This is a genomic window from Arthrobacter jiangjiafuii, assembly GCF_018622995.1.
GTDB lineage: Bacteria > Actinomycetota > Actinomycetes > Actinomycetales > Micrococcaceae > Arthrobacter_B > Arthrobacter_B jiangjiafuii.
On sequence record NZ_CP076022.1, the window covers coordinates 1,787,982 to 1,807,362 of the forward strand.

The 19,381-nt window shown below is 68.9% G+C and carries 16 protein-coding genes and 1 riboswitch; of the genes, 10 read left to right on the forward strand and 6 right to left on the reverse strand.

Annotated elements, in window-relative coordinates; all coding sequences use genetic code 11:
* Positions 1-3 precede the first annotated feature (3 nt).
* Positions 4-249 (reverse strand): GXWXG domain-containing protein, encoded by a 246-nt coding sequence (locus KKR91_RS17115; RefSeq protein WP_210229712.1) that lies wholly within the window; start codon positions 247-249, stop codon positions 4-6.
* Positions 250-383: 134 nt separating this feature from the next.
* On the opposite strand from KKR91_RS17115, the gene KKR91_RS08480 reads away from it, so the two are divergent.
* The 6 genes from KKR91_RS08480 (at position 384) to KKR91_RS08505 (ending at position 8,186) form a co-directional block, all read left to right on the forward strand.
* Positions 384-1,949: an HNH endonuclease gene (locus KKR91_RS08480; RefSeq protein ID WP_210228635.1), complete on the forward strand. Its 1,566-nt coding sequence runs from the start codon at positions 384-386 to the stop codon at positions 1,947-1,949.
* 82 nt (positions 1,950-2,031) lie between these two features.
* Positions 2,032-4,710, forward strand: coding sequence for an ATP-dependent helicase HrpB (hrpB, locus tag KKR91_RS08485; RefSeq protein ID WP_210228637.1), 2,679 nt, complete (start codon positions 2,032-2,034; stop codon positions 4,708-4,710).
* Positions 4,711-4,718: 8 nt separating this feature from the next.
* Positions 4,719-5,759: an FUSC family protein gene (locus KKR91_RS08490; RefSeq protein WP_210228639.1), complete on the forward strand. Its 1,041-nt coding sequence runs from the start codon at positions 4,719-4,721 to the stop codon at positions 5,757-5,759.
* Between the two features lie 9 nt (positions 5,760-5,768).
* Positions 5,769-6,434: a response regulator transcription factor gene (locus tag KKR91_RS08495; protein ID WP_210228641.1), complete on the forward strand. Its 666-nt coding sequence runs from the start codon at positions 5,769-5,771 to the stop codon at positions 6,432-6,434.
* A complete protein-coding gene (locus KKR91_RS08500) occupies positions 6,434-7,732 on the forward strand; it encodes a sensor histidine kinase (RefSeq protein ID WP_210228643.1) in 1,299 nt (432 codons plus the stop codon). The genes KKR91_RS08495 and KKR91_RS08500 overlap by 1 nt, the downstream gene beginning before the upstream one ends.
* Positions 7,733-7,799: 67 nt before the next feature.
* Positions 7,800-8,186, forward strand: coding sequence for a hypothetical protein (locus KKR91_RS08505; protein ID WP_215057299.1), 387 nt, complete (start codon positions 7,800-7,802; stop codon positions 8,184-8,186).
* A 185-nt stretch (positions 8,187-8,371) separates the two neighbouring features.
* On the opposite strand, the gene KKR91_RS08510 is transcribed toward KKR91_RS08505, so the two are convergent.
* Positions 8,372-9,223 (reverse strand): LysM peptidoglycan-binding domain-containing protein, encoded by an 852-nt coding sequence (locus KKR91_RS08510; RefSeq protein WP_210228647.1) that lies wholly within the window; start codon positions 9,221-9,223, stop codon positions 8,372-8,374.
* Positions 9,224-9,226: 3 nt separating this feature from the next.
* A riboswitch (cyclic di-AMP (ydaO/yuaA leader) is annotated at positions 9,227-9,378 on the reverse strand.
* A gap of 186 nt (positions 9,379-9,564) precedes the next feature.
* The gene (locus KKR91_RS08515; protein ID WP_210228649.1) at positions 9,565-10,119 is read right to left on the reverse strand and encodes an LbetaH domain-containing protein; all 555 of its coding nucleotides are present in this window, start codon (positions 10,117-10,119) and stop codon (positions 9,565-9,567) included.
* Between the two features lie 283 nt (positions 10,120-10,402).
* Here KKR91_RS08515 and KKR91_RS08520 point away from each other — a divergent pair, with 283 nt between their 5' ends.
* Positions 10,403-10,990 carry a GNAT family N-acetyltransferase gene (locus KKR91_RS08520; protein ID WP_210228651.1) on the forward strand — a complete coding sequence of 196 codons (588 nt, stop codon included), beginning with the start codon at positions 10,403-10,405 and terminating at the stop codon, positions 10,988-10,990.
* Here KKR91_RS08520 and KKR91_RS08525 read toward each other — a convergent pair.
* Together KKR91_RS08525 and KKR91_RS08530 are read right to left on the reverse strand one after the other, a co-directional pair.
* Positions 10,987-11,631, reverse strand: a complete 645-nt coding sequence (locus KKR91_RS08525; RefSeq protein ID WP_210228652.1) for a response regulator — start codon at positions 11,629-11,631, stop codon at positions 10,987-10,989. The two genes, KKR91_RS08520 and KKR91_RS08525, sit on opposite strands and share 4 nt — an antisense overlap.
* The gene (locus KKR91_RS08530) at positions 11,619-12,920 is read right to left on the reverse strand and encodes a sensor histidine kinase (protein WP_210228654.1); all 1,302 of its coding nucleotides are present in this window, start codon (positions 12,918-12,920) and stop codon (positions 11,619-11,621) included. Before KKR91_RS08530 ends, KKR91_RS08525 begins: the two co-directional genes overlap by 13 nt.
* A gap of 182 nt (positions 12,921-13,102) precedes the next feature.
* On the opposite strand from KKR91_RS08530, the gene KKR91_RS08535 reads away from it, so the two are divergent.
* From KKR91_RS08535 to KKR91_RS08545, 3 genes are all read left to right on the forward strand, one after another.
* Positions 13,103-13,876, forward strand: coding sequence for an ABC transporter ATP-binding protein (locus KKR91_RS08535; protein WP_210228656.1), 774 nt, complete (start codon positions 13,103-13,105; stop codon positions 13,874-13,876).
* A gap of 1 nt (position 13,877) precedes the next feature.
* Positions 13,878-16,364 carry an ABC transporter permease gene (locus KKR91_RS08540; RefSeq protein WP_210228658.1) on the forward strand — a complete coding sequence of 829 codons (2,487 nt, stop codon included), beginning with the start codon at positions 13,878-13,880 and terminating at the stop codon, positions 16,362-16,364.
* A gap of 84 nt (positions 16,365-16,448) precedes the next feature.
* Positions 16,449-17,945: an MDR family MFS transporter gene (locus KKR91_RS08545; RefSeq protein WP_210228659.1), complete on the forward strand. Its 1,497-nt coding sequence runs from the start codon at positions 16,449-16,451 to the stop codon at positions 17,943-17,945.
* A 35-nt stretch (positions 17,946-17,980) separates the two neighbouring features.
* Here the strand turns inward: KKR91_RS08545 and mftF are convergent, their stop codons facing one another.
* Positions 17,981-19,381, reverse strand: a complete 1,401-nt coding sequence (mftF, locus tag KKR91_RS08550; protein ID WP_210228661.1) for a mycofactocin biosynthesis glycosyltransferase MftF — start codon at positions 19,379-19,381, stop codon at positions 17,981-17,983.

Below are 19,381 nucleotides of genomic sequence, written 5' to 3' on the forward strand. Positions count from 1 at the left end.
ATGTCACAGGACTATCGGCCGTGCGGCAATACCCTGCTCGCCCCCTCGCGGTGTAGGGCAAACATGAAGGGCTGCCGCCTGCCCCGAATGTCCATGGCCCCCGGCACGGTGGCCGCATCGACCTTCGGTGGTGCTCTCGAAGACCAGTGGGTGCGCAGCGGACGGGCCTTCAAGCCGCTTTCCGTGCCAGCCGAGAGTGCTTAGGGCTCCGTCCAACGGATGTCCGGTGGGGCGTCGCTGCCGGTCCAGGCCCCGAGGAGATCCTGCGAGGGCTTGGGCAGGAGGGGTGGCCGCCGGCCGTGGTTGGCAGGTACTTTTTCCGCGTAAACCTCCCGTAGCTAGAAAAGCCTCACATGGTGGCCTTCCTCACTAAAATCGAAGATATGTACTACTCAAGTGTTGGTGATGAGAGCAACGGGGTCCCTGGACCGGGTGCGGGCCCGGCCGACAGGACGGCTGACCTGTCTGTCGATACAGCTGATCTCTCCGTCGATACTGCCGACTTCGACGGTGAGGCTGAGGAGCGGGCACGGTTGATAGATGAGATCCGGGGCCTGGAGGAGTTGAAGTGCGCAGCCGCTGCCGCGCAGGCCCGGGCTGCTGCAGCCTTTGATGTCTCGACCCGGAAGGCGCAGGCCCGGGCGGGTGTGAAGCAGGATGAGTTGGGGCGGGGTGTTGCCGGGCAGGTTGCGTTGGCGCGAAGGGTGTCACCGCATGCCGGTGCCCGGCTGCTGGGGCTGGCTCGGATCCTGAGTACGGAGATGCCCCATACCCTGCACGCGCTCAGTACCGGGGTGATCAATGAATGGCGGGCCACAATCCTGGTAAAGGAAACAGCCTGCCTGTCCCGGGAGGATAGGGCGCGGGTGGATGAGGTGGTGGCCGGGGACCTGGCCGGGTTGGAACAGCTCGGGGACAGGAAGCTGACCGCAAAGATCAAGAAGCTCTCGTATGGGTTGGATCCGCATAGCGTGGTGAATCGGTCTTCGAAAGCAGTAGCTGACAGGTATGTGTCCTGTCGCCCGGCGCCGGACACCATGACGTATGTGACCGGGTTGCTGCCGGTGACCCAGGGGGTGGGGGTGTTTGCCGCACTGACGCGGGAAGCGGACCGGTTGCGGGCTGCGGGGGATTCCCGCTCCAGGGGGCAGATCATGGCCGACACGCTGGTGGAGCGGGTCACGGGTCAGGCGCGGGCGGAGGATGTGCGCGTTGAGGTGCAACTGATCATGACGGATCAGACCCTGCTCCACGGCATCCTGTCCGAGCCCGGCGGTGCAAGCGCAGGCGGCCGGGAAGCACCCGCCAATCCGGGCGTTTCGGGCGACCCTGCCGCGACCGCCGCTTCTGATGTGTTGGTCCCATGGGTCCCTCCTGGTGCCGAGCCTGCGGTGCTGGCCGGCTACGGGATCGTGCCCGCGCAGTGGGCGAGGGACCTGATCCGCAATGCCGGCTCCACCGGCACAGGTTCCGATAACAGGGGTTTTCAAGGCGCAGGCGCCGGTAGCGAGCCCAACAGGCAGGACAACCAGAACGGGCGGGGAAGCGAAAGCGGCAATATCCGGCCGGATCCACGCACACGGGTCTGGTTGCGCCGCCTGTACACGGCACCGGATACCGGCCGGCTGACGGCCATGGATTCCCGGGCACGGCTGGTGCCGGATGGTTTGGCCCGGTTCATCGCGGCGCGGGACCAGATCTGCCGGATGCCGTGGTGCGGGGCGCCAATCCGGCATTACGACCACATCAAACCGTTCCGCGAGGGCGGACAAACCAGTGCGGAGAACATCCAGGGCCTGTGCGAGGCCTGCAACCAGGCCAAGGAAGCGCCGGGCTGGAGCTCGCGGGATGTTCCGGCCGACCGGCACACGGTGGAGACCACCACCCCCACCGGTCACGTCTACCGATCCACGGCTCCGCCGCCGCCACGTCCGGTACTGCGACGATGAGTGGGACATTGCGCCTCGTCATGGGCGGGACAATGGAACGGTGAGCACATCGAATGGACCCCGGATCCCTGGCCTCAACCCGATGTCCCCTAGCGCGGATGCAGCCTCCATCGCGGGTGCATTTGATCTGGAGACCATCGGTGCCGGGCTGGTCTTTGCCGAGGCGCTGCCGGACCTGGCCGCCGCATTGGCACCGGCCAAGAGCACCGACACGGCAAGCGCCGCCGTCGTCCAAGCTCCACCGGGCACCGGAAAGACGACCCTTGTCCCGCCGTTGCTCGCCAACCTGATCCTCGCGAATCCACCACTTAGCAACGTCCAGAGGCCTCCGCGCATAGTCGTGACCCAGCCGCGCCGCGTCGCCGCCCGGTCCGCGGCCCGCCGGCTGGCCAGTCTTGATGGCTCCCGGCTGGGTGACCGTGTGGGTTACACGGTCCGGGGCGAGAGCCATACCAGCCCGGATACCGTCATTGAATTCGTCACCCCGGGGATCCTGCTGCGCCGCCTGCTCGCCGACCCCGGACTGGATGGCACCGCCGCCGTCGTCCTGGACGAAGTACACGAGCGCGGCCTGGAGACCGATCTGCTGCTGGGTATGCTCGCCGAAGTCCGCCAGCTGCGCGGAGACCTCACCTTGGTGGCTATGTCCGCCACGCTGGACGCGCCGCGGTTCGCCGCACTGATCGGCGACGACGGCATTCCGGCTCCAGTGGTGGGCTGCCCGTCCGCGCTGCACCCGCTGGAGGTGGCATGGGCACCGCCACCCTCGCTGCGGCTGGATGAACACGGGGTGACCCGGAACTTCCTCACCCACGTTGCCGACACAGCCGCGGCCGCGCACACCAAACTGGTCGCCGCCAATCCGGAGGCTGATGCCCTGGTCTTTGTCCCCGGTGCCTGGGAAGTGTCCTTTGTGGCCTCCCGGATCCGCAACCAGGTCGGGACCGGGACCGAAGTCCTCGAACTGCACGGCCAGGTGGAGCCGCGGGAGCAGGACCGGGCCGTCTCCGGCCGCGGCCCGAAGGATCCGCCCCGGATCATCGTGTCCACCAGTCTCGCGGAGTCCTCACTGACTGTTCCCGGGGTGCGTCTGGTCATCGACTCCGGCCTGGCCCGGGAACCGCGCCGGGATGCAGCCCGCGGCATGTCGGGCCTGGTGACGGTTTCCTGCTCGCGGGCCTCGGCCGTGCAGCGGGCCGGCCGGGCGGCCCGCCAAGGAGCGGGCCGCGTGGTCCGCTGCTACGACGAACGCACCTTCGGCGCCGCCCCGGCCCACCAGACACCCGAGATCGCCGTAGCGGACCTGACCGCCGCGGCACTGGTCCTGGCCTGTTGGGGTGCGCCCGGCGGAGCCGGTCTGGCGTTGCCCGACGCGCCTCCTGCCGCCGCCATGGCCGATGCGCAGGCCGTGTTGCGGGACCTCGGCGCGGTGGATGCAGCCGGGGCAGTGACACGGCTGGGCAAAACCCTGGCCCGGATTCCTGCCGATCCGCGGCTTGCCCGCGCCCTGCTGGACGGTTCCGCTGTTGTCGGTGCCCGCACGGCCGCTGAAACCGTGGCACTGGTGGCCGGAGACCACCGGGCTCCCGGGGCTGATCTTTCCCGGCTGCTGACCGGCCTGCGGTCAGGACGGGATCCGGGGGAGCGGCGCTGGTCCGAGGACGTCCGGCGGATGCAGTCCCTCGTCCGCCGGGAATCCGGAGCAGCCACCCCGGCCACCCCAGCCGGATCGCCCGCTGCGGTTCCCGGACCCGAGGCAACCGGCTTCGTCGTCGCCCTGGCCTTTCCGGACCGCATTGCCCGCCGCGTGCCAGGCGACGGGCCGGCATCGGGAGGCGACCGCTACCTGCTCTCATCGGGTACCCGGGCGGGGCTTCCGGCCGGCAGCTCCCTGAGCGGATACGAGTGGCTGGCGGTTGCCGAGGTGTCCCGGGCGCAAGGCCGCGACGCCGCGGGAACCGGAGCCGTGATCCGCTCGGCCGCACCGCTGAGCGAAGACACCGCCGAGGCAGCCGCGGGGCACCTGCTCACCGATACGGTCGAGGCCTCATTTAGCAGCGCCGGACGCGTCACTGCCCGCCGCGAACGCCGGATGGGCGCCATCGTGTTGTCCTCCACACCGGTTGGTCCGAGCGCAGCCGAGGGCCGCGCAGCTGTGTCCCGTGCGCTCGCCGCTGAAGGGCTCGGCGTCATCGGGTTCTCGCCTGCCGCTGACTCCCTGCGCCGCCGGATGGCGCTGCTGCACCGCGAACTGGGCGCTCCGTGGCCCGATGTTTCCGAGCCGGCACTGCTGGCCCGCCTGGAGGACTGGCTGTCGCCCGAGCTGCAGGCCCTGGCGGGCGGGGCTTCGGTGAACGGGATCGACCTGACCGAGCCGCTGCGCCGGCTGCTGCCCTGGCCCGACGCCGCCAAACTGGGAGAGCTGGCCCCGGAACGGCTGGCCGTGCCCAGCGGTTCGCAGGTGCGGATCACGTATCCGGAGGTGGACGACGACGGCGGCCGCCCGGTCGTCGCAGTCAAGCTGCAGGAGTGCTTCGGCTGGGCCGAGTCGCCGCGGCTGGTGCAGGGGAGGGTGCCCGTGCTCTTCCATCTGCTCTCCCCGGCCCGGGCCCCGCTGGCTGTAACCGATGACCTGGCTTCCTTCTGGTCCGGACCCTATCTGCAGGTCCGGGCGCAGATGCGGGGCAAATATCCCAAACACCCCTGGCCGGAGGACCCCTGGTCGGCGAAGGCAACAGCCAAGACGAAAGCGCGGATGTAACCGCATTGATGCACCACCTCCGTGAATTCCTCGCTGTCCCTGCCGGGCGCGGACACCGGACGCCCGCCGTCCGGGTTGCCGCCGGGCTGCTGATACCCCTGATCGTGCTCCTCCTGCTCGACCGCCCGGACCTGACCATGTGCGCCATCTTCGGCTCGCTGACCGGAGTGTTCGGCCGGTCGGAACCGCACTGGCGCCGGTTGCGGCACCAGGCCCAGTCCGGCGCCCTGATGTGCCTGACCGTGGTCCTCGGCGATGCGATGTCGATGGCCGGGCGCTCCGATTGGGAGATCGTGGCGGCAGCGACGCTTATCGCCGGCTGCATCTCCGTAGCCGCAGACTACCTCCGGGTCCGTCCCGCCGGACCGTTCACCTATATCTTCGCGTTCACCGCCACCTCCGCTGCCCCCTTTACCGGCTCCCTGGCCGAGGCATCGCTGACTGTCGCGGGCAGCGTCCTAACCGCCCTGGTGCTTGGCATAGCCGGCCGGGTGCATGCCCGCCGGCACACCCCTGTGCTGCCGCGGCCGCCGTCCCAGCCCGCGGATTGGGGGCGGATCCTGCAGCACTCCGGCCGCTATATTGCGGCCGTCGCGGCGGCGGGTTCCCTGGCCGTGGCACTGGGCACGGGACACAGCTACTGGGCGATGCTCGCCGCCTGCGCCCCGCTGGCCGCCGCTGACGCGGCCAATGCCCGGGTGCGGGCGGGCCACTTTATCCTCGGCACCTACGCCGGGGTGCTGCTGTCGGCGCTGCTGCTGCAGCCGGACTGGACCCCGGTGCAGCTGGCAGTGCTGCTGACGCTGCTCCAATTCGCCGGAGAGGTCTACGTGATCCGGCACTATGCCCTTGCCATGGTGTTCCTGACCCCGGTGGCCCTGCTGATGACCGGATTTATCTCCGAACAACCCGTCTGGGAGCTGACCCTGGACCGGGCGCTTGAGGCGACCATCGGGGCGGTGGTGGCCGTCGCGGTCGTCCTGCTGACTACACCGAAAAACCGCTCCGAAGCCGCCGGCACCCAGCCGGTGAACGTGCTGCGCCGCTAGACTTTTTCCATGGCCGAGCAGCCCCGGATCCTGGTCGTTGAAGATGACCGAAGCCTTGCCCGGATGCTCGCTGATCTGCTGGAGTCCGAGGGCTACCAGGTCACGCTGGCCTTCGACGGACGGCGGGCGCTGCATGAAGGGCTGACCCGCCCCTTTGACGTCCTGCTCCTGGACCGGGGACTGCCCGCGATCGAGGGCCTGGATGTCCTGGCCCGGCTCCGCAGCAAGGGGGTGCTGGCTCCGGCGCTGATCCTCTCCGCCCTGGGGAATCCCGCCGACCGCGTCGAGGGGCTGGACCGCGGCGCCGAGGACTACCTGGGCAAGCCCTTCGACATTGACGAGCTGCTGGCCCGCCTGAGGGCGCTGCGCCGCCGGAACATCAGCCGCACTCCGGTACTGCCCGTGCCCGGCGGCACGCTGGACACTACCGGGCGCACCGTCACCACCGGGGACGGGGAGGTGGTGGTCCTGTCCGACCGTGAGGGTGCCCTGCTGGAACATCTCGCCCGGCGGCCCGCGCAGGTGTTCACCCGCGGAGAGCTTCTGGACACCGTGTTCCCCGACGCCGACGACGACGGCGTGGTGGACACCTATGTGCACTACCTGCGACGCAAGCTGGGACGGCAGTCGGTCCTGACCGTCCGCGGCCTCGGCTACCGGCTCGGCGTGAGCTGATGAGCGGATTCCCTCGTCCCCGCGGCAGCCGGGAGGAGGCCGAGCTGCGCCGGGCGTCCCTGCGCCTGGCCGCCCTGTTTACCGCCCTGATGGTGGGACTGCTGGGACTGGGCGGGCTGCTGGTCTACGGCATCGTGGCTACCCAGACCCGCCAGGCGGCGGAGCAGACACTGGAATCCGCCGTCCGGAACGACTCCCCGCGCGATGTCCCGCTGGACGTTTTCCTGGCGGTGTACGACGACGGCCGGCTCGCCGTCTCGCGCGACATGCCCGCCGGCCTTCCGGACGAGCAGGCCCTGGCCGAGGTGGCCCGTGACGGGACTTCCCGCCGCGGAACGGTCTCAGTCGGCGGCCGGACCTATGAAGTGCTGACCGCCCGCCGCGGCCCCGATGTGGTGCAGGCCGCGGTGGACACCAACGAGGCCGCAGAGCAGCTTCGCCGGCTGGCATGGTCCCTGGTGGTGTCCGTGCTGACGGCCGGAATCCTGGCCGGCGCCGTTTCGGCCGTTGCGGCACGGGCCGCGATGCGGCCGCTGGCGGAGTCGCTGGCCCTGCAGCGGCGGTTCGTCGCCGACGCCAGCCATGAACTGCGCACACCCCTGACCCTGCTCAGCACCCGGGCCCAGCTGCTGCGCCGCCGGCTGGCCGACCCCCGCGGCCAGGAATCCGGATCAGCTGCCGACGAGGCAGCCAAGCAAGAGGCAGCGATCAAAGCCGCTGACGACGTCGTCACCGACACCAAGGTCCTGACCGGCATCCTGGAAGACCTGCTGGTAGCCGCCGATCCGCGGCAGCCGGCAAGCACCGAAACGGTGAACCTGACCGCCGTGGCCCGCGGCGCCGTCGGGCTCCTGCAACCGGAGGCCGAGCGGCGCGGGCTGGCCCTGGAGCTGGAGGCACCGGCCTCCGACGTGACCGTGCGTGGAGGACAGGCCGCCCTGCAACGGATCTTCACCGCCCTGGGCGACAATGCCATGGACTACGCCCGGACGCGGGTTCGGGTTTCCGTGGGCCGCAGCGGCCGGGAGGCGGTGATCGCGGTGGAGGACGACGGCCCCGGCTTTCCGCCCGGGTTCAGCAGCCATGCGTTCGACCGGTTTGCCTCTGCCCGAGACTCCGAGAGTGGCACCGGAAACGAATCCGCTGCAGCACCCCGGCACTACGGGCTGGGACTGGCCCTGGTGGCGGAAATCGCCGCCCGGTACGGCGGTACAGTGCGGGCCGCGACGGCGTCGGAGGGCCGGGGCGCCCGGCTGGAGGTCCGCCTTCCGCTGGCGGGGAAGCAGGCCCAGCTCTAAGAATCCTCGAAGAAACCGATCCGAAAATGGAACCGTAAGTAATCACTATCGGGAGGTGAAAACCACTATGGCTTTCCGCGACAAGGTCAGGGGGCCACTGGGCTGGATCCTGGGCGTCGTCGGCGGTTTGGCGCTGCTGCTCGGGTCCTTTTTCGCCGGCATGGCAGCCGCTGACACGTCCGTGGACCAGGAACAGGCTTCAGTGACCGAGCAGCAGGAGGACACCCGGAACCAGGACGCCGAAGACGGCGCCGAATCCGGGCCGGAATCCGAAGACTCGGATCGGGGCGCGAAGCCGGATCAGGGAACCAAAGCGGACAAGGGAACGAAGCCGGACCGCGACGGGCGCCCCGGCCATCCCGGCGGGCACCCGATGGACGGTGACCACCACGACGACGGCGACCATCACGACGAGGAGGACGGCGGCCCCGGGCAGGACGAAGGCGCTGTGTAACTCAGCTGCCGTGTAACTCAGCTGCCGCAGCAGAGACGCTGCCGCAGGATGGACCCCGTTGCACAAAGGAACGCCCGGCCAATGGCCGGGCGTTCCTTTTATAAATCCATGCCGTCCGCGCGTCGTGCCCGAGAACGAGCCGTTCTTCCCGTCGGGTCAGACCCGACGCGCCGGCGCGGCAGGAATTACGCTACGCGGTAGTAGACAGGGCCGGATCCGACGTTGGCGCTCTGCTCGACAGTCTGGTTGCCGTTCCATCCGCTGTGGATGGCCTGGCCGTTGCCGGTGTAGATGGCGATGTGGGCCAGGCCCATGCCGCCGTCGGCGTAGTAGATCATGTCGCCGGGCTGGGGGTCCGAAACCTGGGTTCCGTAGGCAGCGAGCTGTGCGGGTGCCAGATCGCCGACCGAGTGGCCTGCTGCGCGGAGCGCAACCTCAACCAGGACGGTGCAGTCCTGAGCGGCACCCAGCTGGGAGTACGCGGAGTTCAGCATGATCTGGTTGGTTCCGGTGACAGCTGCGCCGGATGCGGCGGCAGGGGTAACGGAAGAGGCCTGGGTGCTGATGTTGCTGAAGTCTGCAGCGGCAGGCTCAACAGCAGCCGGTGCGGCATAGGCCGCGGCCGGTGCGGCGGCGGCAACGGCAACAGCGGCACCGCCGGCGTAGGTGATGACATCACCGGGGTAGATGACGGATTCCAGCGCCAGGCCGTTCAGCGCGAGGACGTCGTCCAGCGTGACGCCGTAGGTGGCGGCAATGGCGCTGAGCGTGTCGCCGGAGACGACTACGTGGGTGGATGCGGCTGCGGCCTCAGAAGCTGCGGCCGGTGCTGCTGCCACGGCGGGGGCACTGTAGGACTCGGCCGAGTCGTTGGCGGTGACGCCGGCAGAAGCGGGGGCCGCGAGGCCGAGCATCAGGCCGGAGCCGGCGGCGACAACGGCAGCAGTGGTGCCGATGGTGCGCGCTTTACCGCTGGTGAGTGTGGCCCACAGTCCTGAATCGGCACGGTGGCGTCCACAAGTATTGCTGAAAGACATTGAGTTACCTCTCCCGATACCTGCGAGGTGAGCTGTCGGATGCGGATGGGAGACACCCGGTCAGCCGAAGAAACCTTCGGCTGACTTAACCCCAAGGATTCAAAAGGAACCCGTAATTGGTTCCCCCGCCTCTGCCGAAGTGGTGATTCGTGAGGACCTCAGGTCTGCGGCAGAGTTAGGTAACAAGCCCGAGGGAACCGCTTCAATCAGCGGCACAGGTTCAAAGCTACAAGACCATTACGGAAGGATAACTATTTAGTAACGAAGCTCGCAGATGGGTGTGAGTGGCGCCGCTCTCTGCTAATGGGGGGGCCTTTGCCCGCGGACTGGGGCGCTCGGCGCTACCGGTCCGACCAGGCCGAGACGTCGGCCTGGCGCTGGACGGGGGCTTTGGCAAAGTCGCCGAAGGTCTGCACCAGGTCGCCCGGCGCGAGCCGGAGCCCGCGGGCCAAACCGGAGCCGTTCAGCACGGCACCGCGCTTGTCGGGGTCCGCTGAGGCGTAGTCGCCGCCGTCGGCCAGGACCACGGACTCGGCCTGCACGGCGCCCAGGATCTGCGATCCGGATCCCAGCACCGACCGTCCGGTGATCAGCGGACCATTGCCCAGCCGGGCGCCGTCGCCCACTGCCACGGCATCGGCGCGGCCGGCTTCAATCCGCACCCCTCCGGGCCCGATGAGGATTCCCGACCCCAGGAGGATCATTCCGCCGTCCTGGGCGGAGAGGAACGTGGACGGGTAGAAGACGTTCTTAGATCCAATGACGCAGGAACTCTGCGTGTCGACCTGGATAACAACACCCGGGTAAAAGACATTTCCCTCGCCCAGCTGGGCCTTTCGGGAAATCAGGGTCGATGACGGGTCGAGAATCTGCTGGCTGGAACAAAGCTGGAGCACTTCCGCAACAGTAAGGAATCCAAAATCATGTCGAATGCTGTCAGGGTCGCTCCGCTTAGGCACTGGCATAACTTTCTCTTCCTTCGTCATCTTGCCGGGCAGCGCGTTTATCGGCTGAACCCGGGAGAACTCTTAGCGTACCTGTGTTTGTCCGCCGCAAACGGCAGGCGCAATCCGGCGACACGTCCTTGTTGCGCGCCAGCCTGAGCCAATCGTCGTCATCGGCACACCATGATGAAACATCAACAGACACAACGGGTAGTCCCAAGGGAATGGCGGTGTGATGGAGGCTGGAAATCGCCGAACATCCGTCCTGGAAACACCACGGCTCATTTTGGAACCCCTGGTGCCGGGGCACGCCGTCGAAATGGTTCCGGTGCTCGCGCATCCCGCGCTGTATGAATTCACCGGTGGACGGGCCCCGACAGTGGAAGAACTCACTCACCGCTATCTCCTTCAATCACTCGGGCCGGGCAGCAGATCACGGGCAACCGACGGCAGTACACAGAAGCCCGAGCCGCTGGACGAACCCGAAATCTGGCTGAACTGGATCATCAGGACCCGTAACACGGCGCTGGCTGCGGGCTTTGTCCAGGCCACAGTTCGCCGCGGCGGAAAAACGGACAACGAAACAACGGCGGAACTGGCGTGGGTAGTGGGTCGGAAGCATCAGGGACGAGGCTATGCCACCGAGGCAGCACAGGCCATGGTAATTGCCCTGACCCGGTGCGGGGTGGCCCGTTTTGCCGCGAGCATCCATCCCGGCAACGGGGCCTCGGCGGGTGTTGCGGAACGGTTGGGACTACTGCGGACCGGAATCCGTGACGCTGACGGCGAGGACCTCTGGCAGTGTGAGGCCGGCCCAGGCTAGGACCGCAGGTACGCCAGCGTGGCCAGCACCCGGCGGTGGCCGGTGTCCGAGGGGGAAAGGCCCAGCTTCGCGAAGATGTTGCCGATGTGTTTGCTGACCGCTGTCTCGGATACCGAAATGGTCCGGGCGATCTCGGTATTGCCCAGGCCTTCGGCCACGAGCCCCAGCACCTCGAACTCCCGCGGCGTCAGCGACCGGACCGGATCCCGGGTGCTGCGCCGACTGAACAGCTGCGCGATAACTTCCGGGTCCATCACGGTGCCGCCGGCCAGCACGCGCCGCAAGCCATCCACGAATTCCCCCACGTTGCCCACGCGTTCCTTCAGCAGGTACCCCACGCCCTGGGCTCCGGAGGCCAGCAACCGGCTCGCATAGCGGTCCTCCACATAGGCGGAGAGGACGAGCACCGGGAAGTCCGGCACCAGGGACCGCAGTTCCAGTGCGGCGCGCAGCCCCTCATTGGTGAACGACGGCGGCATCCGGACATCCAGGACCGCGCCGTCGGCGCTGCCGGGCTCAAAGGCCGCCAGCAGGTCCTCGGCGTTGTCCGCGGAGCCGACCACCTCAAAGCCCTCACCCTGCAGCAGCAGTTCCAGCCCGGCGCGCAGCAGGGCATCATCCTCGGCGATCAGAAGGCGCATGGCAGTTCCACCCTTACTACAGTCGGTCCGCCCTCGGGGCTGGCCAGGATTAGTTTGCCGCCAAAGGCAGCGGCCCGGCGGGCGATGCCGTCCAGTCCGGTGCCCCGGCCGTTCCGCGCACCCCGGACCGGGACGACGGCGCCATCCCCGGCCGGCACTGCGGCGCCGCCGCGCCCGTCGTCCTTGACCTGGACCACCAGGACATCCTCCCGCTGCGTCGAATCGGTGTGCAGGAGAACCTCAATCTGTGAGGCGCCCGAGTGTTTCGCGGCGTTCGTGAGGGCTTCGGCCAGGACAAAGTACGCTGCCGATTCCACGGCGGCCGGAGCCCGCCGCAGCCCGCGGGCGTCCAGCGCGGCCGGAACCGGTGACCGGCTGGTCAGTGCCGAGGCAGCCCCGTCCAGTCCCAGCTCGTCCAGGATGGGCGGATAGATGTCATGAACGGCTTCGCGCAGGCCGGCCAGGGCCTCGGTGGCGGCGTCCTGGGCGCGGGCCATGAAAGGCACGGCGGCTGCGGGGTCGGTCTCGGCCGCGCGCTGGGCCAGTCCGAGCATCATGACGACGCCGACCAGCCGGTTCTGCGCGCCGTCGTGCAGTTCCCGCTCAATCCGGCGCAGCTCGGCAGCGTGGGCGGTGAGCGCGCTGGCCCGGGCGGCGGAAAGGTCGGAGATCCGGCGGGACAGCTCGGCGTACCGCCGCGGCGACAGGATGGCCAGCGTCCCGTCCCCGAGGCGCCGCGCCATCCACGGCAGCAACAGCCAGGCGGCAACGCCGTAGGCCAGGCCCAACAACACCGTCATTCCCGCGGACGCCCAGCTGGTGACCGGGAACGCCAGGTCCAGCGGAGCGTCCGCCGGAAACAGCATCCAGAACGGCGCTGCCGCCACATTAAGAAGGGCAGCTGCAGGCAGGCCCACGGCAAGGACGCCTGCCACCAGGGCAAAAGCACAGTGGAACAGCAGCCAGGAAACGTCGCGCCGGGTTTCGGCGGCGCTCACCAGGGCAGCCAGCTCTCCAAAGGAATGCCGGCCGGACAGGCGGCGGCGGTCAAAGGGAATGACGGCGCCGGCGAACCCGGCGGCCCGCCCCTGGGCCCGGGCTGCCAGCTGGTTCAGGACCTGAAGCAGGCGCGGTACCCCATAGAGGCCGACCCCCAGCGGGAGAAACGGCAGCAGCACCAGGGCCGCCAGCATCATCCCCAGGGACGCCAACCAGGCCCTGCCCTCCCGCAGGAGGAAGGCCAGGGCCTGGAGGCGGGCGTCCAGCGCGGAACGGTCGGGGAATCTCACCTGCCTGATTATGCCGGAGACCGGGGCGGGCCTTGGTATAGCCAGCTATACCAAGAACCCGGGCGGTGGCTGTATCGGAACCGCTGCCGCGGATCCGTAGCGTCGAAGGCAGAACCGGCACCGGCAGTCCGCCGCTTTCGCCACCGAACTAAGAGCCCACCACCGACCCAAGGACGAACCCGATGGTTTCCGATACCACCGCACCTTCCGATACCACCGCCTACCCCGCAGCCCCTGCCCTCCAGCTGCACCGAGTGTCCAAAAGCTACCGCTCCGGCACCACCGTTGTGCCGGCCCTCCGCGACGTGACCCTGACCGTCCCGCCCGCCACTTTCACCGCGGTCATGGGCCCCTCCGGATCCGGCAAAAGCACGCTGCTGCAGTGTGCCGCCGGCCTGGATGCCCCGGACAGCGGTCAGGTATTGCTGGGCAACACCGAGATTTCCCGGCTGCGCAGCAAGGCCCTGACCCGGTTCCGCCGCGACCACGTGGGTTTCGTCTTCCAGTCCTACAACCTCCTGCCCCAGCTGTCGGTGGCCCGGAACGTCACCCTGCCGCTGCTGCTGGCCGGCCGCGCCCCCGACCCGGCATGGCTCGGGTACGTCCTGGAGGCCGTGGGACTGGGCGGACTGGGGGAGCGCAAGCCTCAGGAACTCTCCGGCGGCCAGCAGCAGCGGGCGGCAATCGCCCGGGCACTGATTACCCGCCCGGAGGCAGTCTTCGCCGATGAACCCACCGGAGCACTCGACTCCGCCACCGCCCGCCAGGTCCTGGACCTGCTGCGCCACACGGTATCGGAACTGGGACAGACCGTAGTCATGGTGACTCATGATCCGGTGGCCGCCTGCGCGGCAGACAACATTATTTTCCTCGCCGACGGGCACCTGGACGGCAGCATGGCCAACGCCAGCGTCCGGGATGTCACCGAACGCGTGGCCTATCTGGGAGAGCGCTGATATGTGGACCCTCGCCAAAGCTTCAATCCGGCACAACCGCGGCGGGTTCGCCGGAGTGTTTGTGGCCGTGTTCCTCTGCGCCGCCCTGATGACCGGCATGGGTGTGCTGATCGAATCCGGGCTGCGCGGCGGCACGGAGGTCCAGCGGCTGCGGGGAGCCGACGTCGTCGTGGGCGCCCCGCAGTCGATGCCCGTTCCCGAAGATGTGGCGGCGCCCTTTCCCGAACGGGTCCTGTTGCCCGAAACCGTGGTGGACGAGATAGCGGCCGTGTCCGGCGTGCAGCGGGCGGTCGGCACGTACAGCCTTCCCCTGCTCACCGGGACCGGCCAGAGCGTTGACGCATCCGCCTGGGAAACTGCGGAACTGGCACCGTATGGTCTGGTTTCGGGCCGGGAACCGCGCGTGGAAGCGGAAGTCGTCGTGGATGAATCCTTTGGGGTCGCCCCGGGCGACAGAGTTGAACTCTCACATGGGGGAGTACCTGCCTCGTACACGGTCTCCGGTATCGCCGCCACGGAGAACTCCCCAGCGAACAACTCCCCAGCCCACCCCGCTGTCTTCCTGAGCTCCGCCGGCGCAGCTGCGCTCTGGCCCCACGGGGGCACGGTTGCTGCCGTGGGCGTACTGGCCGAGCCCGGGGTCGCTGCGGAGGAGCTGTCCGCCGCGATCGAAGGCCAGGTGGCCGGCGTCGTGGGCTATACCGGCAACGCGCGCGGCGATGTGGAGTCGCTGGGGGGATCGGCAGCCCGGTCCATGCTCCTGCTGCTGAGCAGTTCGCTGGCCGGGGTAGCCCTGATGACCGCGGTGTTTGTTACGGCAGGCACGCTGTCGCTCTCCATCCTGCAGCGCCGGCGCGAGTTTGCGCTGCTGCGTGCGGTGGGAGCAGGATCCGGACAGACCCTGGGCCTGGTGGCCCGGGAGGTGGCGCTGGTTGCCGGGGGCGCAGCGGTGCTGGGCGCGGCGCCCGGGTACGGGCTGGCGCATCTGCTGGCGCGGCAGTTCGCTGCCGGCGGCATCCTCCCCGAGGACTTCGCCCTGGCCTACAGTCCGCTTCCGGCGCTCGCAGCCGTACTCCTGGGTGTGGGGAGTGCCGTGGGCGCCTCGCTCTTCTGCGCCCGCGGCACTGTCCGGACGGCACCGACCACGGCACTGCGGGAGGCAGCCACCGAGTCTCCACGCCTGGGCAGGCGCCGGGTCATGACCGGCCTGGTGCTGCTGGGAACGGGATTAGTGTCTGCCCTCGCCCCGCTTGCCGTGCCTGGCCTCGCCGGCCTGACCGCCGCTGCAGCCAGCGCGCTGCTGCTGATCATCGCCGCCGGCGTCCTGGGTCCGTGGATCGTGACCGGGACTCTGCGGCTCGCCGGACCGGTGTTGCGCCGCAGCCCCTCGGCGTCGATGGTCCTGGCGGGGGCCAACGCGTCGGCCTTTCCGCGCCGGCTGGCCGCCGGAATCGTCCCCCTGGCCCTGGCCGTGGCCCTGGGATCGGTGCAGCTGTTCATGCCGGCCACCATCGAGACCGAAGCCGGACGGCAGTCCCGCGACGGCATGGTTGCCGGATACCTGGTCAGCGCCCCCGCTTCGGGGATCTCGGCCGACCTGGCCGCCCGGGTCGCCGAACTGCCCGGCGTCGACGGCGTCACGCCGGTGGTGCGGTCGGCGGTGCTGGCTGGAACCCGAGTCCTGGGCATGGATGACGCCGTGGAAGCCTACGCGGTGCAGGGGGTCGAACCGCAGGGTGTGGACCGGGCCCTTGACCTGGGCGTAAGCCGGGGGTCGCTGGAGCGGCTGGCCGAACCCGGGACCGTTGCCCTGAGCGAAGACCTTGCCCGGCAGTCCGGTGCGGATGTAGGGAAGGACTTCGGATTCCACTTCGGCGACGGCACCGAGGCGACTGCCGTCGTCGTCGCCGTCTATGAGCGCGGGCTGGGATTCGGTGACGTGACCGTCGCCAACGACACCCTGCGCGAGCACACCTCCACCGGCCTGAACGATTACCTGCTGGTGTCATCGCAGGAGGATCCGAGAGAGCTGTCCGACGCCGTCGCCGCCCTGGGCCTGACACTGCTGGACCGTGAGGGAATGGGCGCCGCCGGAGCGCAGGAACGAAACGCGCAGTCCTGGATCAACGTTGTCGCCCTGCTGGTCCTGCTGGGCTACGTGGGATTGTCGGTGGTGAACACCCTGGTCATGGCGACAGCCCGGCGCCGTCCGGAGCTGGAGCTGCTGCGGGCGCTGGGAGCCTCGGACCGGCAGCTGCGGCGGATGACAGGCGTGGAGTCGGGGCTGATGGTGCTCGCTGCCGTGGTGCTTGGAACAGTCCTGGCGCTGCCGCCGCTGGCGGGTATCGCGTTCAGCGTGTCCGGACAGCCGGTCCCGACCGTCGTGCCGCTGGTCTACGCGGTGATTGCCGGAACGGCGGCGGTCCTGGGCCTGGGCTCGGTGGCCGTGGCGACGCACGCCGCGCTGCGGCCGGTGCGGACGGGGTGAGGGAAGGCCGGGGCTGATTCCTCCTCCCCGAGGGCCACCGCATAGGATTACAGACCCACCCCACGCGAACAGGATTATTCCCTTTTGAGTATTGACCGTCCCGCCGAACGCCCCTCAACCAGCCCAACCGCGCGTCCCGTCGCACCCGCTTCCGATGCACTGGACCCACGCACGAAGACCGTGATCGGCCTACTGCTGGTCTCCTCCTTCGTTGTCATTCTGAACGAAACCATCATGAGCGTGGCCCTGCCACGGCTGATGGCGGACCTGAATATCACCGCCGGAACCGCGCAGTGGCTGACCACCGGCTTCATGCTGACCATGGCCGTGGTCATTCCCGCCACCGGGTATCTGCTGCAGCGCTTCTCCATGCGCGGGCTGTTCATGACCGCCATGTCACTGTTCAGCGCCGGTACGCTGCTGGCAGCGCTGGCCCCGGGATTCGGCACGCTGCTCGGCGGACGGATCATCCAGGCCGGCGGTACCGCCATCATGCTCCCGCTGCTGATGACCACGGTCCTGAACGCGGTTCCTGCGCACCGGCGCGGCCAGATGATGGGCACCATTTCCATCGTCATTGCGGTGGCACCGGCAATCGGCCCCACGGTCTCCGGCATCATCCTCAACGCGCTCGACTGGCGCTGGATGTTCTGGCTGGTGCTCCCGATTGCCCTGCTGTCACTGGCTGTGGGTGCAATGAAGGTTCAGAACCTCACCGAAACCAAGCGCGTTCCCTTCGACGTGCTCTCCATCGTGCTGTCCACCTTTGCCTTCGGCGGACTCATCTTCGGCCTCAGCAGCATCGGCGAGGCCGCGCAGGGCAAGGAACTGATGCCGCTGTGGATCCCGCTCTCTGCCGGCGTCGTTGCCATGGCCGGCTTCGTCCTGCGCCAGCTGGTGCTCCAGCGCACTGACAGTGCCCTGATGGACCTGCGCACGTTCACCAGCAGGCCGTTCGTGGTGGCGATCGTTTTGGTCCTGGTCTCCATGATGGCCCTGTTCGGCTGCCTGATCGTCCTTCCCCTGTACCTGCAGAACGTGCTGGGCCTGGACACACTGCACACCGGGCTGCTGCTGCTTCCAGGCGGCGCCGTGATGGCCATCCTGTCGCCGATCGTGGGCAACCTGTTTGACCGGTTCGGTCCCCGCCCGCTGGTGATTCCCGGCGCCGTGGTGCTCAGCGCCGCCCTGTGGGGCATGACCCTGCTGACGGATGAAACCCCGGTGGGCCTCGTGATCCTGATGCACTGCCTGCTCAACGCCGGCCTGGGCTTCATCTTCACCCCGCTCTTCACCTCGGCGCTGGGGTCCCTGGACAAGTCGCTGTACTCCCACGGCAGTGCCATCATCAATACCCTGCAGCAGCTGGCCGGTGCCGCCGGAACAGCCGTGTTCATCACCCTGATGACCACCGGCACCACCGCGGCCCTGAACGACGGCGCGGGCGCCATTGAGGCTGCCGCCTCAGGGGTGCACACCGCCTTCTTCTGGGGTGCGGTCATCTCGCTGGTGGCGGTGGCGGCCTCGCTCCTGGTCCGCCGCCCTACGAATGAGCTGCCCGAAGGCGTCGTCATTCACTAATGCGGTCTTCGCTGGCCACGCGGCCGGGCGAATATTCAGGTCCGGCGGCCGGTGATTTCGGGTATCAGTGCCCGGAGTGACCGGCCGCGGACCGCTCCCAGCCACACCCCGGCCCCGTAGGCCAGGTCATCCAGGCGGCGGGCCACGGCAAACCGCACAATATCGAGCTCGGTTCCGGTCCGCACGTATTCCACCACGACGTCGGCCAGCGCGGCTGCCAGCGCCGCCCGCCGGATCCGCCGCGAGACACAAACGCCGACGGCGGTCAGCGGCCACCAGTGCCGCAGCAGCAGGGCCGAGGTCTGGCCCAGTGCGGCGAGCATCCCCTGGCCCGTCAGTGAAGCTGCCAGCACCACCGGCTGCGGGCCGCGCCGGAGCCGGCTGGCCAGGCGCAGCGTGGTCCACCCGGCCAAGGCCGCCGCGGCGGGGACCGACCAGCGCCGCTGCGCCAGCAGCGCGAGCATGGCTGCCGCGCTCCACGGAGACAACACGGCCGGAGCCACATTACTGCCGTGGCGCAGCGCCAGTTCGTAGGCTCCGGTTCCATAAAACGCCTTCCGGCCCAGCCACGGCACCAGTTCCCGGCGGTGCTCATGCCGCGCGGCCACCGACGCGTCGTACCTGACCCGCCACCCGTCGCGGACCAGGGCCCAGACCAGGTCAACGTCCTCTGCGACCCGAAGTTCGGGGCTGAACCCGCTGCCGAGGGCCTCGACCCGGCCCACCAGGCAGGCGGCCGGCAGCCAGGACACCTTCGCCCGGGGATGCACCAGCGACGACCGGGCACCCAAATCCAACGAGGAACGTGAATCCTCGTACCGGAAGATCCAGCCCCGATCCGCGCCCGGATTCCAGCCCAGGATGCGCGGTGCCGCCAGGGCCACCAGCGGGTCCGCGAAATGGTGCAGCAGCTGCGGAACCGTCTCCGGATCCAGCACCATATCCGAGTCCGCAAACACCACAAAGGGTGTCAGGACCCGGGACAGCCCGGCGTTGCGGGCACCGGCAGGACCGACGTTTTCGGCCAGGGGAAGATAGTCCGCCCCGTGGCGAGCCGCCACTTCGGCAATGGTGTCCGGGTCCTGGGAGGCGTCGTCGACCACGACCACCGCCTTGCCCGAGCCGATGCTGTGCAGGAGCCGTTCCAGCGCCGCGGGCCGGTCCCGCACCGGCACCACATAGGTCACCTGTGCAGGAGACACCGGCGGCAACGATGCGGTCACCGGCTCGGCTATGCCGTAGCCAAGCAGTTTGTCCGCCAGGGCACGGGACCGGCGGTCCGTCACGGAGAATTCCCGGTTTTCAAGCAGTGCCCGTGCCGCCGCTCCGGGAAACAGCACCCGCAGCGGAGCGCCTCCGGTCAGCACTGTTCCGCCGCCGCTGACCCGCACATCCGGTGCCAGCCGCACCCGGAACCCGATCGGCAGCAGACTCAT